Consider the following 16,920-nt stretch of genomic DNA (forward strand, 5'->3'; position numbering starts at 1 on the left):
CGCGATAGGCGCCTTACCGGTTATCGGTAAGGCGCCTTGTTTCGGTTGCGGGTTACTTGGTGAAGAACTCCGCAGCGGACTCGAAGAGCAACATGTCATACTCGCCTGGCACGTTCTTGTACGTAGTGGCGGAGATGCGCTCGGAGTGGCCCATCTTGCCCAGCACGCGGCCGTCGGCGGACATGATGCCCTCGAGGGCGAACAGCGAGCCGTTCGGGTTGACATCGATGTCCATCGCCGGGTTGCCTGCGGCATCGACGTACTGGGTCGCGGCAGCCTCCTTGAGGCGCGCCCACTCGGACTCGCCGGCGGTGATGCGGCCCTCGCCGTGGGAGATCGGCACGGTAAAGACATCGCCGACGTTAACTTTGCTGAGCCACGGCGAGTCGTTGTTGACGACCTTGACACGCGAGATGCGCGACTGGTGACGGCCAATGGTGTTGAACGTCAGCGTCGGGGACTCGGTACCCGGCTCGGAGATGGCGCCGCCCGGAACAAGGCCCAGCTTGATGAGCGCCTGGAAGCCGTTGCAGATACCCAGGATGAGGCCGCCGCGCTCATCGAGCAGTGTGTGGACGCCAGCGGTGAGCGCTGGGTTGCGTAGGAAGGACGTCATGAACTTCGCGGAGCCGTCCGGTTCGTCACCGCCGGAGAAACCGCCCGGCAGGTACAGCATCTGCGAGCGGTCCAGGGCGGCTGCCATGCGCTCGACGGACTCGGCAATGTCTTCAGGCGTGCGGTTGCGCACGACGAGGATTTCTGGCTCGATACCGGCGCGCTGCAGCGCCTTCGCGGAGTCGTATTCGGTGTTGGTGCCCGGGAAGACCGGAATGAGTGCGCGCGGGGCGGAGCTGCCCGCGACGCGAGTGGGCGCAGCGGCAGCCGGCGCAGCCGCTGGCACGTCTGCGGGAGCAGAGGAAAGCTCAGTGGAGCCAGACTGCGGCGCCTCGGACGGGTAGATGGGCTCGAGGGTGGCGCGGTAGGCGGCCTCGGCGTCAGCGGATGAGACGGTCTCGGCACGGAAGGTGAAGCCGTCTGCGGTGGTCTCGCCCAGCGCGGTACCAGCGGACGGGGTGGCGTCCTCAGCCCACTCGAGGACGAACGCACCGTAGTTGTAGTCATAGAGCGGGGCGTCGTCTGCGAAAGCGAAGCCCAGGCCCTCGCCCAGCGACATCTTGAGCACGGCCTCGGCCACGCCGCCGAAGCCCGGGGTGTAGGCCGCGGTGACCTGGCCGGAGCGCAGGAGCTCCGTGACGGTCGCGAAGTTGGCGAGGAGGGACTCGGGGGTGGGCAAGCCGACGAGCGCGGTGTCGGCGGCATCGGCAAGCTCCGGGGAGAGCAGCGTGACGGCGTGGCCAGCGCCGGTGAAGTGGTTGGACGCAATGTGGTCAGTGGTCTCGTGGCTCACGGCGACAGAGATGACCGTGGGCGGGACGTGCAGTTCCTCGAAGGTGCCGGACATGGAGTCCTTGCCGCCGATGGCGCCCACACCCAAGCCGAGCTGAGCCTTGATGGTGCCCAGCAGGGCCGCGGCAGGCTTGCCCCATGCGGTGGCGGAGTCCATGCGCTGGAAATACTCCTGCATGGACAGGTAGGTCTCGTCGATGGAAGAACCGGTAGCGATGAGCTTGGCCACGGACTCGACGACGGCAAGGTAGGCGCCGTGGTACGGGCTAGCCTCGGTGACGTACGGGTTGTAGCCCCAGGACATCACGGAGCAGTCCGTGGTCTCCCCCATGACCGGGAAGGTGTGGGCCATGGCCTGAATCGGGGTGGCCTGGCGGGAGCCGCCAAAAGGCATGAGGACGGTGCCGGCGCCGACGGTGGAGTCGAAGCGCTCGGACAGGCCCTGCTTGGAGGCGACGTTGAGGTCGCCCGCCATCGCGAGGAAGGACTCGCGGAAGGAGGAGTCCTTGTGAGCCCACTCGCGGCCAGCTGCGCGCCAGTCGGTGGAGGGCTCGATACGCACGTCCACATGCTTGTCCGCGCCGTTGGTGGCGAGGAATTCGCGGGAGAGGTCGACGATGGTGTCGCCGCGCCAGGTCATGCGCACGCGTCCCGAGTCGGTGACGTTGGCGACGATGGTGGCGGTGAGGTTTTCCTCGTTCGCGAGCTCGATGAGGCGCTGCGCGTCCTTGGCTTCGACGACGACGGCCATGCGTTCCTGGGACTCGGAGAGAGCCAGGTCGGTGCCGTCGAGGCCCTCGTACTTTTTGGGCACGGTGTCCAGGTCGATGTCGATGGAATCGGCGAGCTCGCCCACGGCGACGGAGACGCCGCCAGCGCCAAAGTCGTTACAGCGCTTGATGAGCTTGGAGAACTCCGGGTTGCGGAAGAGGCGCTGGAGCTTGCGCTCCTCGGGCGCGTTGCCCTTCTGGACCTCGGAGCCCGCAGTGGTCAGGGACTCCACGTTGTGCGACTTGGAGGAACCCGTGGCGCCGCCGATGCCATCGCGGCCAGTGGCGCCGCCGACGAGGACGACGACGTCGCCCGCGTCCGGGACCTCACGGCGGACGTTCTCGGCTGGGGCGCCGGCGACGACGGCACCCATCTCGAGGTGCTTGGCGACGTAGCCTGGGTGGTAGACCTCGTCGACGAGGCCGGTGGCCAGGCCGATCTGGTTACCGTAAGAGGAGTTGCCTGCGGCGGCGGTACGCGCGATGGTCTTCTGCGGCAGCTTGCCGGCACGCGTGGTGGTCTCGAGCGGGTTTCCGGAGCCGGAGATGCGCATCGCGCCGTAGACGTAACCGCGGCCGGACAGCGGGTCGCGGATGGCGCCGCCGATGCAGGTCGCCGCGCCACCGAAGGGCTCGATCTCCGTCGGGTGGTTATGAGTCTCGTTCTTGAACAGGAAGAGCCACGGTTCATCCTTGCCGTCGACCGTGATGGTGACGTGGACGGTGCAGGCGTTGATCTCCTCGGAGACGTCGAGCGCGTCGAGCTTGCCCGTGGCGCGCAGGACCTTCGCGGCAATGGTCCCCATGTCCATGAGCGTCACCGGCTTGGTGCGACCAATGGAGTCGCGCGCAGCAAGGTAGTCGTTGTACGCGGCCTCCACGGCCGGGTCGTGGAACTCGATGTTGTCGAGGACCGTCTCGAAGGTGGTGTGACGGCAGTGGTCCGACCAGTAGGTGTCGATGACCTTGAGCTCAGTAATGGTCGGGTCGCGCTTCTCCGACTGGAAATAATCGCGCACGAGCATGGCGTCGTCGACGTCCATGGCCAGGCCGTGGGAGGCGACGACCTCGGGAAGGGCGGCATCGGAAAGCTCGGTAAAGCCGGTAAGCCGTGCGACGTCTGCTGGGCGTGGGGCCTCGACAACGAGAGCCTCGGGAAGCTCGAGGGAGGCCTCGCGGGCCTCGACCGGGTTAATGAGCCCGGCGCGCATGGCCTCCGGAATTTCTCCGTCCACGGCGTAGAGGACGGCCGTACGGACGGTGGGGCGCTCTTTTTCAAAGAGGAACTGGATGCACTGTGCCGCGGAGTCCGCGCGCTGGTCAAACTGGCCGGGCAGCGGCTCGACGGCGAGGATGGCCTTGCCGTCCAGGCCGGCCTCCTCGAGCGTGGCGTACGTGTTGTCGACCTGCGGCTCTGCGAGCACGAGGTTGACGGCGGTGGCGAACTCGGCGTCGGTCGTGCCCTCCACGTCGTAGCGATTGAGCATGCGCACCGCCACTCCGTACTCCGCCGAGAGTGCAGCTGCGTGGCCGCCCTCCCGATTTTCCACGTACACACGCTGAACCATCGCGCCTCCCAGATAGCTAGTAATAGTCGAAGTTTTACGGTTCTGCCAGCAAGTATATGGACTTGCGACACCGCGTACTAATCCCCCGCTATCCTAGCGTGCAGGGCACCCCCGCGACTCGATTCTGCGGAGGCTGACGGTACACAACGGTGTCACAGGGATACATGGGCTATCCGATGCCTCTTTCTGCAGTCTCAGCCGAGGATGGAATGCCAACCGGTTTTCTCGCGATTGAACACTGCTCCCCCAGAGTTTCCATAAGGACTTGAGGGCTGGGAACAAATAAGCGCCTGGCCGGCCGTACCGACAAAGCAACTTAGCGTATAAGTTTGACCGGTGACGGAACTTGTCACTTGGAAATCGTTGACAGTCGCAAGCACAATATTGCCGCTTGCGCCTGCCCGAGATTCGTATGCCTACGCAATGGCGGCATCATAAATCGCCATGGCAAACGCGCATGATGCATCATCATTGGCGTCGACCCTAACCCCGTCTGATGTCATTCCGCAATAACCGCCAATTTGCTCGGGATTCGCGGCGATGTTATTGCTGTGCGGTTGTGCCGCAGGCGCTGCAGGTACGGCGGTGCTCATGGCTTCGGCAGGGGTCTTCTCCGCGGTGCGAGGAGCGGGCTGGTGCGACTCTGTGCTCGGATCAGCCGGCGCTGGAACCGTCATAGTTACTGTGCGCGGACCGGCCTCACCTTCGCCGGAACACCCTGCTAGAGCAAGAGGGGCAAGGAGAATAGCCGCGGCAGTGGCACGAAAGATGGAGGATATGAGACACCTTAGAGACGACGAAACAGACGCCTATCGAGAGGCGAAGACACATAAATCATAAGACACGGCTACGCCTGTGCACGTGGAATTGTCATACCGTTGCAGCGCTTCTCGCCGCTCACCCACCGCAAGCATAAATCCCCCGGCCGCTGTGCAGCCGAGGGATTATCGGTGGGCCCTCCGGGGGTCTACAAACACAAACCAATATGCGCAGGTAAACGGCACTTTTACCCAATCCGCAGAAAATTCTTTCTCTCTATTTTCTCTTAGGGGGAAAGAATCGCGCCCAGAAAGGCTGGCCAATGACCACCGCCACCGACACCCACGAGACCACGCAGCAGAGCGCCATCACGGTACACGTCCCCCGCAACCTTATTGGCGACCTCTACGACGGGCACCGCGCAGGCAAGCACATGCGCCCCGTCTACATCGACACCGCAGACCTGCAGCCCCTAGCAGACGGCATGCCCATTGAAATCTGCCCAGACTGCGTGAAAGCCTACAACGCCGCCGCCCGTGCCGAGTGCGAGCGCCAGGCGCAGGAAGCTGCCCGCCGGGCTGCAGAGGAAGCGGAACGGGAAGCACGAGACGCAGAGGAACACGCCATCATCCAGCGCACCACAGGCTTCAGCGATATTTCACGCCATGCTCTTCAGAATGCGCTCATTACCGCCTATCGAGCTGGCAAGGACACTGGTATCTGGCTAGACGCCATGGAAGCACTTGAAGAGGCCGACATGGCCCGCGCCGGGGTCACGTCATGGGACGAGCGGGACGAGAAAGAGTAACCCGGCCCGCCGAGGTGCCACCAACCACAGCGCTCACGGGCCAGCCACATCAGGCCGTGCCCGTTTAAGCCGTTTTGGGGTACGGACATACACATACGAAAGTTCAACGTCTTAGACGGCGATATTGAACAGGGGAAACGCACCCCCTTAGAGGGCACCTGTCAAAGGCGCGCCGGGGATGTTGTCATTGGCCCCGCCCCCTTGCCTCCATCCGCGCATTTCCATCATCCGGGCCAGATACCCCAAATTCCTACCCCGTTTTAACCCCTCTTGTGTTTACCCTAATATGTCCACTCTCCAGCATCAGATATTGGTCTCTTATGCCGGTATGAATTGCCCCGGCGCGCCGTACTCCCGGTTATGGAGGGGGTCTAGTGGGCGGGCTCCCAAGCAAGTCCCCCGGCGCGCCGTACTCCCGTACTTTCGTACTATTGCAGGCCAGGGGCTATTTTCGCCGTACTATCGTCCGTACTATGTACTACGTGGGACAGTACGTAGTACACAGCCAGTACGGGCCGGAAACCACCGTTAACCTGCGGATAGTACGTAGTACGCAGTACGGACTGTTTCTAGGGGACTACTCCAGATAGGACTCCAGGCGGGCTACATCATGCGGGCGCAGTGTTCCATCATCACGCGGCACAATCGTGCCGTCTTTCTCCCAATCAACGATCAGGCCTTCCACAGCCGAGCGAATATCCACGCGGGCCGTAGACCTCAAGTCATAACGGTTATAGTTCGCATCGTCGGACAGCAGGCGGCGGGCGATATGCTTCCGGGCGCGGGCCAAAAGTTTCTGCTCTTTGACCTCACTGCGTTCTTCCGCTTCCTGTTCCCGTTTCTCCGCCATGGCCTGCCTATCGCGCCGGGCTATGGCATCGAACTGTGAGAGCACCGCATCATGCTGCGCCATCACGACGTAGGAGAGTTGCCAATCCTCCATCGTGACTTCCGTAAATCGTCCGTCCAGCATGGCCAGGGCCACGGCTACTTTCAGGCGCAGCAGGTTGGCATGCCCGCCTATATCGTCTGGGTTGTCTGCCAGGTTGAGGCGGGCGCGCTCGTGGTACTGCTCGATGATGTAGGTTTTCACTTCCTCAGGAAGGGTGATTACCGTCCGCTCCGGAAACGCTGGCACCTTCACCTTGTGATCCCAGACAGTGCCGCCTTTGCCTAGCTCATCTTCCGCACGTACCGGAAGGAACAGGAAACGCTGCGGAAGGCCACTAGCGCCATGCTTCAGCAACTCTTTCGCGTTGCGTGGCTGCACTTGCACGGTCACGCCCAAGCGGTAACTGTGCCGCTCCAGGCGGGGTGTCTTATCCGTCTTGTTCCCGAAACCGATAGCTTCACTCATAGCCGCCTTCAGCAGTGTTTGGTTAAGGGTGGCACCGCTGCGGCCTCCGAGCGCTGCCATGTTGGTTATCTCGGACTCATGCAGGATCGCCCGCTGTATCGGTGGTTCCCCTTCAGTCTCCGAGACGAAAGCCGCAGCCAGGCCTTCGCCTGTTCCCGCGTCTAACTCTTTGGTAGTCACGGGGAAATAGCCAGTATCGTGCAGGTCTAACACTTCCTCCGCTACGGCATACGCAGCGCCTTTACCCTGCCCAGAATGACCCGCAATAGCAACCATCAGGTTAAGGGACGCATAGCCGCCGATAAGCGGGGGCAACACGAGAGCAGGCGGGGTGGCTGCAATCACTTTGACCATGCAGAAACCTAGCACCGCCCACGGGCTTGTATTGCGCTTTACCGCCCCCTTATAGATCATCTGCAACGCGGTGCGAGACTCCCAGAATGAACTAGACATGATGGTCACCTCCCGACTTCCCGGCGCGCCGGGGTGCATCAGACTGCGGGGCGATAAGGTCACGGTGACCTCCGGCTAGTGGTGTCATGCGGGCCGCAGCACGGGCACGGTTCTGCAGGAAGTAGCGCACCCACTCCCACTGTTCTTTAGGCTGCTGGGTCACGCTGTCACCTCCAGCCCGGCGCGCAGAGCCAGGGAAGGAAGGAAGCCAGCATCATGCAGAGCACGGGCCATATCGTCCGCAGAGCCTTCCGCAGACTCCACTAGACCGGCTCCGGCTGTGCGCATAGCACGGCGCAGGCGTTGCACCTTCAGCCCGTCTGCCAGCTCCAGGACTCCAGACCAGGAAGGCGGTACATGCGCCCCTGTGGTGGCCTGTATCAGCGCGCTGGCTGTGTTGCCGTGGGATAGCTCCCCAGTGCCCTGCAGGCGCAGCTGCACCACCGTGGGGTGAACTATGGCATCAGCTTCACTCCGGCTTTCCATCTCATGTGCTGCTGCACAGATATGCGCGTAGATAGTCCGGTGGTGACCATCGTAAAAATCACGCTCATCTACCCGGGCCGCGATCTCCAGCACCCGGCGCGCAGGAAGCATCATGAGTCCAGCAAGTAGTGCGAGCTCTACCCGGGCTGTATGGTTGGCAGTAGATTCATTGTCGGTTTCTACGTTGAGCGCCTGTTCCACTTGCACCGTGGGGTGGGCGTTTTCGTTACTGTGCATCGGCATCGTCGTCTCTCACCGCATCAGCCGCAGGGGAACCACCTATATAGAACTCCCTTACAGGGCATCCGTTAAGTAGTTCCGGGTTTTGCAGGAAGTAGCCGTAACGCTCATGGTGGAAATACACGGGCACGCCATTGCTGTAGGTTTCCGGGCAGTTGTGAATCCCCAGGGCTTCTAGTTCTCGCGAAATGAATGCTTTAGCAGTATCACACTGGGCTTCCAAATAGTCAGAGATTTCTGGGTACCCCGTAGCCCAGTCTTTAATCCCGTCGAAATGCAGGCACACGAGTTCCCGCAGAAAGATCAGGCGATCCTTTGTCGTGGGCTGTTGGTTCACGCTACGCCCTCATTCCACTTGTTGGTAGGGGTGAAAATTGCGTCTACATCATCAGGGCGCAGGCGGATCGTCCGGCCTGCGCGGTAGGCGACCAATCGGCCTTCCGCGATGTAGCGGCGTAGGGTGCGGATGGAAATCTTTGTGTACCTTGACGCATCGTCTAGCGTCATCATTTGTTTTTGTGTCATAAGACAATAATTCCGCTATTAACCCCCCATGGCAACGATTGTCACAGTTCAAGCCGAAAAATAAGCACTCGAAATAAATGTCACCTAATGTCAATGGGACTTCCACGGACTTCCACGGACTTACTGAAACAAACTGAAACCTGTTGATACGAATCAGGGTAGTTAGGTAAATCACAGCCCAAACTTGAATAAAATTCCAGGCCCATCATTCACCCACGCCAGACACGGGCCCGTTACTGCCCCTCCCCATCAGTCACACTGACGCGTCAGGCGCGCCGGGCTGTGGACGTAACAAGTTCAACGAGTCTGCCGCACGCTGTTGATACCCCACTTCCGCACGTTGATACTCCATCAACTGCGCCGTGGTCTCATGCCCCATCAACCGGCGGGCTTCCTCCATCGACAACGCCCCCTGCATCACAAGCCGCACCAACTGCGTGCCATAGAACCGCCTACACGAATGCACCGAGCTATCAGCACCGCGCCCTGCAGCCGTCTTAGCCGGGTTGAAATAGTGAGTACGGAAATTGTTCTGCGTGAACTGCCCGCCGTTCTTCCGCGAAATAATCAACGCTTCCGGGTCAACCTTGCCAGCATCTTCCACATGCTTACGGATCACGTCTGCCACCCACTCCGGGGCCAGCACATCGCGCCTACCCGCTTCCGTCTTAGGTAGAGAGTTAATCAGCACTTCCTTGCCACCATCAGCCCGGTCAACGTCCTGCATATCGCGGCGAATCTTCAACGTCATAGGCGCGCCGGGCCGCAGGCCCGTTACGTCTTTCACGCGCAACTCCAGGGCTTCACCAATACGCAGGCCACACCACAGCAGGATTAGCGGGGCGTGCTCCAGCCAGGCCGGGAACGAGTCGCACAGCGTCTGCGCCTGCGCTGCGGTGAACACCGGTTCATCCCTGTTGCGGGTCTGTGGTTTAGGAAGCGTCACGCCCGCCGTGGGGTTCACGTCGATTAGCTGCAGTTCATCCTTTGCCCAGTTAAACGCCGTCACGAGTCGCTTTAGCGCGTAGTAGCACGTGCTGTATCCGTCGCTGCCCTGTGGCCAAATGCCTAGCATCTGCTCCACCCACAAGCGCACGCGTGCCCTATCGACTTCCACGGCCGGCACATCCCGCAGGCTATCCAGACGGCCCGGGTAGCTCTCATTAAAGGCGCGCAGCTCCAGGCGCTTACGGTGCGAGCGGATCGTGGTCTCCCGCAGGTTTGTGGCACGAGACAGCCAATCTTCCGTGAGTTCCCCCACGGTCATTGCCTTAGCCTGCTGCGCCTGCGCATCTGCCGCTGCAGCGGCGCGCCGCGCTGCGGGCGGTGTCCACGTCTCCGAGTCAATCAGCCGCCGCTCTATGGACAGCCAGCCCTCTGCATCCGTGGCGTTAGCGAAAGAGTGCCCCGGGCTGTGGCGTGCCCCATCCGGGCCTACATAGTCCGCATACAGACGCTTGCCCTTTTTGCTCACACGCCCGAACTCCCGGCGCTGCCGCTTCTTCTTAGCCATTGGTGTCCCCTGTTGTGGTGAGAGGTAGGGCCACGGGGAGAACGAGGGAGAAATTTCTCTCTATTTTCTCTTAGTGGCTTCATTTTGTGGCAACTATTGACCACAGCTGGCAAGATAGCATAATGCCGCTAACCAGTGCAGATACAACAAAACCCCCGGTCAATCACGACCAGGGGAAATGCTAACTTGTGGGCCCTCCGGGGCTCGAACCCGGGACCTGCGGATTAAAAGTCCGTAGCTCTACCAACTGAGCTAAAGGCCCAACGCCCACCTAGTTTAGCGGTGAGGTTGTGTGGAAGCGAAATCACCCCGGGGTAGTCCCCAGGGTGACCTACGCTCAGCGCATGCGAGGGATTAGCCGCGCATGTCGCCCTTCTCCGCGAAGTTGATCTGGAAGTCGAAGGCCGTCTTCAGATCGTGCGGGGTGTGCTGGAACTTGTTCTGCTTTGCGCGCTCGTAGTACTCCTCGAGCAGCGGGCGGTAGTCCGGGTGAGCAACGGAGATGACCTTCTCCACGCGTTCCTTGGGAGCCAGGCCGCGCAAATCAGCAACACCGTACTCGGTGATGATGACCATCGTGTCGTGCTCCGTGTGGTCGATGTGGGACGCGAACGGAACGATAGCGGAGATGGCGCCATCCTTGGCCACAGACGGGGAGACGAACGTGGAGATGTAGGCGTTGCGGGTAAAGTCGCCGGAGCCACCGGTGCCGTTCATGATGCGAGTGCCGCCCACGTTGGTGGAGTTGATGTTGCCGTAGATGTCGGCCTCAATCATGCCGTTGGAGGCAATGAGGCCTACGCGGCGGATGACCTCCGGATGGTTGGAGATCTGCTGCGGACGCAGGATGATGTGCTCCTTGTACTTCTCCGCCTTTTCGTTCATGCGGTCCGCGTACTCCGGAGACAGCGCGAAGGAGGTTGCGGATGCCATGGTCATCTTGCCGGCGTCGATAAGGTCAATCATGCCGTCCTGGATAACCTCGGTGTAGGCCTGGATATTCTCAAACTTGGAGTCGAGCAGGCCCGCCATAACGGCGTTCGGGACGTTACCCACGCCGGACTGCATGATGAACTGGTCGTAGGCCAAGCGACCGGCAGCTACCTCGCCCTCGAGGAAGTTAATAAAGTTCGCAGCGATCTTCTCCGAGACCTCATCCGGCGCCTTGAACGGGGCGTTGCGGTCCGGAGCGTCGGTCTTCACGACGGCGACGACCTTCTCCTGCGGAATCTCGATGTAGGTGGTGCCCACGCGGTCGCCCGGGTTGGTGATCGGAATCGGCTGGCGGTTGGGCAGCTTTTCAATCTTGTAGATGTCGTGCATGCCCTCGAGGTGCTCAGACTGCCACTCGTTGACCTCGATGATGATGCGCTCTGCGGCTTCGATGTACTCGAGATTGTTGCCCACGGCCGACGACGGCACGATGTTGCCGTTGTCGAGGATGCGGACGGCCTCAATGATGGCGACCTGGAAGTCACCATAGAAGCCTTCCTCCACCTGCTGGCCCGAGTGGGACAGGTGAATGTCCTGGTAGAGGGCGGAACCATCATTGAACTTGCCGCGCAGCACCGGATCGGAGTTGTACGGGGAGCGGAAGCGAATGGCGTCTGCCTCGGCGAGAACGCCGTCGCAGTCCGGGGCGGTGGACGCACCGGAGAAGACGTCGATCTGGAATTCTTCACCAGCAGCGTGAGCGGCCTTCGCCTTCTCTGCGATCGCAGTGGGCAGGGCCTTCGGGTAGCCAGCACCGGTGAAGCCGGAAATGCCGACGCGGTCGCCGTGGTTGACGAACTTAGCCGCTTCCTCAGCGGAAACAACGAGGTCCTGATAGAAACCGATACGCTCGGACAAGGCGATTCCTCCTGTGGTGTAAAACCGAATGTTAGTTACCTGGAACACAATAGCGAAGATCTGTTAAGGGTGTAGGATTATTTCACCATTTGCCTATAACCTGCGAAAAAAGGCACAATTAGGGGGTGAATTTGCGCATCGGTCCCCTCGAATTAGCCTCCCCCGTCATCCTCGCGCCCATGGCGGGTGTAACAAACATGGCTTTTCGCACCCTCTGCCGCGAGCAGGAACTCGCGCGCACGGGAACAGTCTCCGGCCTCTATGTCTGCGAGATGATTACCGCCCGCGCCCTCGTGGAGCGCAACGAGAAGACCATGCACATGATCGAGTTCGCACCGCAGGAAACCCCACGCTCGCTCCAGCTCTACACCGTGGATCCGGAGTACACCTACCGCGCCGCGAAGATGATCGTCGACGACAACCTCGCTGACCACATCGATATGAACTTCGGTTGTCCCGTGCCCAAGGTCACCCGCCGTGGTGGCGGTTCAGCCCTGCCCTATAAGCGCCAGCTCTTTGGCAACATTGTCACCGCGGCCGTCAAGGCCACCGAAGGCACGGACGTACCGGTCACGGTAAAAATGCGCGTGGGCATCGATGATGAGCACCACACACACCTCGACGCCGGCCGGATTGCTGTCGACAATGGCGCAGCAGCCGTCACCCTCCACGGACGCACGGCCGCGCAGCGCTATTCCGGCGACGCTCGTTGGGACGAGATCGCGCGCCTCAAGGAACACCTGGGCGACGAGGTCCCCGTCCTCGGCAACGGCGATATCTTCCGCGCTGACGACGCACAGCGCATGATGGATGCTACGGGCTGCGACGGCGTGCAGGTCGGCCGCGGCTGCCTGGGCCGCCCCTGGCTCTTCGCGGAGCTTTCCGCCCAGCTGCGCGGCGAGCCCATCCCGGACGAGCCCACACTCGGCGAGGTCACCCGCATTATCGTCCGTCATGCCGAGCTCCTGGCAGAGCACGACGGCGAAGACCACGCCGCGCGCGATATCCGCAAGCACATCGGCTGGTACATGCGAGGCTTCCCCGTGGGCGGCCAGGTGCGGGCCAAGCTCGCCCAGGTCACTTCGCTCGACGCGTTGCGCGAGATCCTCTCACCCTGGGCCGACTCGGAGGCCAAGGCTGCCGATGCCGCCGGTGCGCGCGGGCGCCAAGGCTCCCCCGCCAAGGTCGCGCTGCCCGATGGCTGGCTCGACGATCCGGAGGACATCACTGTTCCCCACGCCGCCGACATTATGAATTCTGGCGGTTAAGGTCCCCGCCTTACCGTGCGAGCACCCTCCCACGTAACGACTATCACCCCGTGCGCACGAGGTAATTCTCCTTACCACATGCACAATCGTGCCACGTCGGGTTATTTAAATGATCATTGAGTAAACGGCAGGTAAATTCCAGCACCTCCTAGTAGGCCACATGGACGATACCCCTCCTTACGCCTACCTCTTTGGACATAAATTTCTTGGGGGTAGACCCACCTTTCCCGTGCAATCCTTTCTATGGCGTAATAGGATGACAGTCATGCGTACGGCATACCGCGAACATCTCGACAACTTCTCCCACGACCTCATTGGCATGTGTGACGGCGTCGAGCAAATGATGAAACTGGCCTCATCTGGCCTGCTCACCGCCGATCTCCAAAAGGCGGAAGAAGCCCTGTCCCTCAAGGACGATCTTGAGGAGACCCGCGCTCGGTGCGAGGAGCGCGCCGTCAGCCTGCTCGCACTCGAAAATCCCATGGGCAAGGATCTGCGCCAGGTCGTGTCGTCGATCTACATCGTGGAAGACCTTTACCGCATGGGCAACCTCGCCAAGCACATCGCGACCGCCGCCCGCCGCCGCCATCCCGAACCTGCCATTCCGGACGCCTACCGTGGCTTCTTCGAGGAATACACACGCTTGTGCATTCACCTCCTGGAGCAAACGCGTGACAATCTCATCGCCCCAGACCCTGACCTCGCCATCCAGGCCGCCAAGGATGATGACGCAGTCGATGACATCAATGGCCACCTCATGTCCGTGCTCACCCAACGCGAGTGGACCGAGTCCACGCGCGCTGCGGTCGACATGGCACTGCTCTCCCGCTTCTTCGAGCGTTTCGCAGACCACGCCGTGAGCGTCAACTCGCGCATCGTCTTCCTCGTCACCGGACTCGCCCCCGAGCGCTACCTCGCGAAGAAGGATGAGGAAGCCCGCGCCGAGGACTTCGAGGAACGCTTCGCCGACATCACGAAGCAGTTCCGTAACTAGTCGGCGGCACGCAGCCGCCCCATCGGCGCGCCTTAGCGAGCGCGCAAAACAACCGGTGTGCGGGCCCAGCCGCCGGCTAGGTCACGCTCGCCGTCGCCGGAAGGCACAAGGTCGAAACGCGGCAGCAGCTCCGCGAAGAACGCGTGAAGCTCGTACATAGATAACGGCTTCCCCGGGCAATAATGCGCGCCCACGCCCCACACCAGGTTGTCTGCGGCGTGGCCTTCAGGATCAAAGCCCCTAAACATGTGGGGGTCGCGGTTGGCCGCAGTCCAATGCAGCCGCACACGCGTGCCGGCGTCCAGCTCTTCCCCCGCCACATGCACCGGGCAAGTGGTCACGCGGCGATTGGAGACGAAGGGATCGTCGAGACGCAGCAGCTCGTCCGCGATGGCAACGAACTCCATATGGCTCACCCGGCCGCGCAGGCGCTCTTGGAGCGGCACATTATCCGCGAGAGCACGCACAATGACGCCAATGCACTTGGCCATAGAGCCCAGGTCCCCTGCCGTCCAATTGCGCAGGATGGAGACGATCTCAGCGTGCTCAAGGCCGTGGTCGTGCGCGAGATGCCACGTGACGGAGCCCTCGGGAGTGGCCTCGAGGGCGGCCGTGATGATCTCGTCGTATTCCGCCGCGACGCGTGCCGTCCAGGCGCGGTCGCCCGAGCGCGCGGCGCGCGCGTTCTCCGCAACCCAATCCAGCAGACGGTCCTCTAGCGACTCGGGCCAGCTCAGCCAGTGCCGCATGGCGCGCACGCTGAAGAGCGCTGCCAGGCGATCTGCGTCGAGGCTATCCGCAGCGCGGTCGAGTACGTCACGCGCGACGGAGCGGAAATCCATCTCGGCCACGACCTCAGCATTGAGGTAGATATCAAGCAGCGTGCGGAAGCGTGCGTGTTCCTCGCCATCGAGACCGTTGGGCAGCTGGAGGTGCGCAGACACCCCAGAAGAATAGGAGGCCGGGTCGAGCGCGATCTCGCGTGCGGCGGCGTGACCCACGACGATCACCTCCGCGTCGGTGTGCACGAGCTGGGTGCCGAGGGAATGCTGGTGGTCGCCGAAAGCGCGGGGATCAGTCATGCCGACCAGTCTATAAAAGAAACACCCCAGGACGGCAGTTCCATGTAACTGAATCAGCACAAGGGAACCGCTGCCTGGGGCGCAGAACGGTTGCGAGGGAGGCTTAGCCGAAGCGGCCGGAAATGTAGTCCTCGGTCTCCTTCTTCGACGGGTTCTCGAAGATATTCTTCGTGTCATCGAACTCAACGAGGTGACCCGGCTTACCGGTGGCCTCGAGGGAGAAGAAGCCGGTCTTATCGGACACACGGGCTGCCTGCTGCATGTTGTGCGTCACGATGACAATCGTGAAATTCTCCTTGAGCTCGTGGATGAGGTCCTCCACAGCGAGGGTGGAAATCGGGTCCAGAGCCGAGCACGGCTCGTCCATGAGGAGCACCTCGGGCTCGACCGCGATGGCACGGGCGATGCACAGACGCTGTTGCTGACCACCGGAGAGGCCGCCGCCCGGCTTGTCCAGGCGGTCCTTCACCTCATCCCAGAGATTGGCGCCGCGCAGGGAACGCTCGGCGACTTCCTTGAGCTTCTTTTTGTTCTTCTCGCCGGACAGCTTGAGGCCAGCGACAACGTTTTCCTCGATGGACATCGTGGGGAACGGGTTCGGCTTCTGGAAGACCATGCCGATGGTGTTGCGCACGGACACCGGGTCGACCTTGGAGCCGTAGATGTTCTCGCCGTCAAGGAGGATCTCGCCCTTGACGGAGGCGCCCGGGATGACCTCGTGCATACGGTTGAGAGTGCGCAGCACGGTGGACTTGCCGCAGCCGGACGGGCCGATGAAGGCGGTCACGGCCTGGGCCGGAATCTGCATGTTGACGTTCTGCACGGCATGGAAATCGCCGTAGTAGATGTTCACGTCGTTGAGCGAAAGCTTGGACATGTGGGTCTTTACTCCTGTGAGTGGATAAGTCTGGGGGCGGGTTTACTTCTTAACGGAGAACTTCGCAGACACCCAGCGGGCCGCGACGTTGAGGACGGCGATGAGGATAACCAGCGTGAGCGCGGCGCCCCAGAGCTTGTCGAGCACGGCAGGCTGCGCGCCGGCCTTGTACATATCGAGCATCATGAGCGGCAGCGAGGACTGCGGGCCCTTGAAGGAGTCCCAGTTGATAGACGACGAAGAGCCAACCAACACGAGGACCGGAGCGGACTCGCCCATGACGCGAGCGACGGCGAGCATGATGCCGGTGACAATGCCGGACAGTGCCGTGGGCAGGACGATACGTGCAATGGTCTTCCACTTCGGGACGCCGAGGGCGTAGGACGCCTCGCGCAGGTCCATGGGCACGACGCGGAGCATTTCTTCCGTGTTGCGGACCACGAGCGGAATCATGAGGAGCACGAGGGAAAGCGCCACGGCGAAGCCGGAGCGGTCGAAGCCGAAGAGCGTGATCCACATAGCGAAGACGAACAGCGCTGCGACGATGGACGGGACACCGGAGAGGATGTCAACCATGAACGTCGTCATGCGGCCGAGGAAGCCGCCCTTGGAGTACTCCACCAAGTAGATGGCAGTGAAGATGCCGATGGGCACCGAGATGAGCGTCGCGAAGAGGGTCTGGACGAAGGTACCGATGATGGCGTGCAGTGCACCGCCGCCCGCCTCGGTGTTCATGATGCCGCGCTGGGACGTCGTCCACCACTCAGGGCTGAAGATGACGCCAGAGCCGCGGGCAATGAGCTCCCACAGCACCCACACGAGCGGGATCATCGCGATGATCATCGCGCCCCACACGACGGCGGTCGCAATGCTATTCGCGATCTTACGGGAGCCGGAGATGTGCTGGAACGCAGAGCCGTTTTTTACCGGAATTGCAGTAGTTGTAGTCATGCTGGGCTCCT

The 16,920-nt window shown here is 61.8% G+C and carries 14 protein-coding genes and 1 tRNA gene; 3 read left to right on the top strand and 12 right to left on the bottom strand.

The window, feature by feature from the left end; all coding sequences use genetic code 11:
* Nucleotides 1-52: 52 nt before the first annotated feature.
* Together BN9444_RS01590 and BN9444_RS14450 are read right to left on the bottom strand one after the other, a co-directional pair.
* A complete protein-coding gene (locus BN9444_RS01590) occupies nt 53-3,745 on the bottom strand; it encodes a phosphoribosylformylglycinamidine synthase (protein WP_068801314.1) in 3,693 nt (1,230 codons plus the stop codon).
* Between the two features lie 416 nt (nt 3,746-4,161).
* Nucleotides 4,162-4,338 (bottom strand): hypothetical protein, encoded by a 177-nt coding sequence (locus BN9444_RS14450; protein WP_154666882.1) that lies wholly within the window; start codon nt 4,336-4,338, stop codon nt 4,162-4,164.
* A gap of 488 nt (nt 4,339-4,826) precedes the next feature.
* On the opposite strand from BN9444_RS14450, the gene BN9444_RS01595 reads away from it, so the two are divergent.
* Complete coding sequence (locus BN9444_RS01595) at nt 4,827-5,312, top strand: hypothetical protein (RefSeq protein ID WP_066511961.1); 486 nt, start codon at nt 4,827-4,829, stop codon at nt 5,310-5,312.
* Nucleotides 5,313-5,889: 577 nt separating this feature from the next.
* Here BN9444_RS01595 and BN9444_RS01600 read toward each other — a convergent pair.
* The 7 genes from BN9444_RS01600 to BN9444_RS01630 form a co-directional block, all read right to left on the bottom strand.
* Entirely contained in the window at nt 5,890-7,122 is a 1,233-nt protein-coding gene (locus BN9444_RS01600) for a hypothetical protein (RefSeq protein ID WP_068801315.1), read from the bottom strand.
* A gap of 159 nt (nt 7,123-7,281) precedes the next feature.
* Entirely contained in the window at nt 7,282-7,845 is a 564-nt protein-coding gene (locus BN9444_RS01605; RefSeq protein ID WP_197429531.1) for a DnaB-like helicase N-terminal domain-containing protein, read from the bottom strand.
* Nucleotides 7,835-8,185 carry a hypothetical protein gene (locus tag BN9444_RS01610; RefSeq protein WP_066513091.1) on the bottom strand — a complete coding sequence of 117 codons (351 nt, stop codon included), beginning with the start codon at nt 8,183-8,185 and terminating at the stop codon, nt 7,835-7,837. Before BN9444_RS01610 ends, BN9444_RS01605 begins: the two co-directional genes overlap by 11 nt.
* Entirely contained in the window at nt 8,182-8,373 is a 192-nt protein-coding gene (locus tag BN9444_RS01615; protein WP_066513093.1) for a helix-turn-helix domain-containing protein, read from the bottom strand. Before BN9444_RS01615 ends, BN9444_RS01610 begins: the two co-directional genes overlap by 4 nt.
* A 253-nt stretch (nt 8,374-8,626) precedes the next feature.
* Entirely contained in the window at nt 8,627-9,886 is a 1,260-nt protein-coding gene (locus BN9444_RS01620) for a tyrosine-type recombinase/integrase (RefSeq protein WP_068801316.1), read from the bottom strand.
* A 189-nt stretch (nt 9,887-10,075) separates the two neighbouring features.
* Nucleotides 10,076-10,148: transfer RNA gene (locus BN9444_RS01625), tRNA-Lys, on the bottom strand.
* Between the two features lie 92 nt (nt 10,149-10,240).
* Nucleotides 10,241-11,737, bottom strand: coding sequence for a succinate CoA transferase (locus BN9444_RS01630; RefSeq protein ID WP_068801317.1), 1,497 nt, complete (start codon nt 11,735-11,737; stop codon nt 10,241-10,243).
* Nucleotides 11,738-11,862: 125 nt separating this feature from the next.
* Between BN9444_RS01630 and dusB the strand changes: the two genes are divergently transcribed.
* Nucleotides 11,863-13,005: a tRNA dihydrouridine synthase DusB gene (dusB, locus tag BN9444_RS01635; RefSeq protein ID WP_066509521.1), complete on the top strand. Its 1,143-nt coding sequence runs from the start codon at nt 11,863-11,865 to the stop codon at nt 13,003-13,005.
* Between the two features lie 265 nt (nt 13,006-13,270).
* The gene (phoU, locus tag BN9444_RS01640) at nt 13,271-13,999 is read left to right on the top strand and encodes a phosphate signaling complex protein PhoU (RefSeq protein WP_066490302.1); all 729 of its coding nucleotides are present in this window, start codon (nt 13,271-13,273) and stop codon (nt 13,997-13,999) included.
* Nucleotides 14,000-14,031: 32 nt separating this feature from the next.
* Here phoU and BN9444_RS01645 read toward each other — a convergent pair whose 3' ends face one another.
* From BN9444_RS01645 to pstA, 3 genes are all read right to left on the bottom strand, one after another.
* Nucleotides 14,032-15,081, bottom strand: coding sequence for a cytochrome P450 (locus BN9444_RS01645; protein WP_068801318.1), 1,050 nt, complete (start codon nt 15,079-15,081; stop codon nt 14,032-14,034).
* Nucleotides 15,082-15,184: 103 nt separating this feature from the next.
* The gene (pstB, locus tag BN9444_RS01650) at nt 15,185-15,958 is read right to left on the bottom strand and encodes a phosphate ABC transporter ATP-binding protein PstB (RefSeq protein ID WP_066490292.1); all 774 of its coding nucleotides are present in this window, start codon (nt 15,956-15,958) and stop codon (nt 15,185-15,187) included.
* A gap of 42 nt (nt 15,959-16,000) precedes the next feature.
* Nucleotides 16,001-16,909: a phosphate ABC transporter permease PstA gene (pstA, locus tag BN9444_RS01655; RefSeq protein WP_066490290.1), complete on the bottom strand. Its 909-nt coding sequence runs from the start codon at nt 16,907-16,909 to the stop codon at nt 16,001-16,003.
* Between the last annotated feature and the right edge of the window lie 11 nt (nt 16,910-16,920).

Origin of the sequence: Corynebacterium phoceense, from assembly GCF_900092335.1 — a bacterium.
In the GTDB taxonomy this organism is placed as follows: Bacteria; Actinomycetota; Actinomycetes; order Mycobacteriales; family Mycobacteriaceae; genus Corynebacterium; species Corynebacterium phoceense.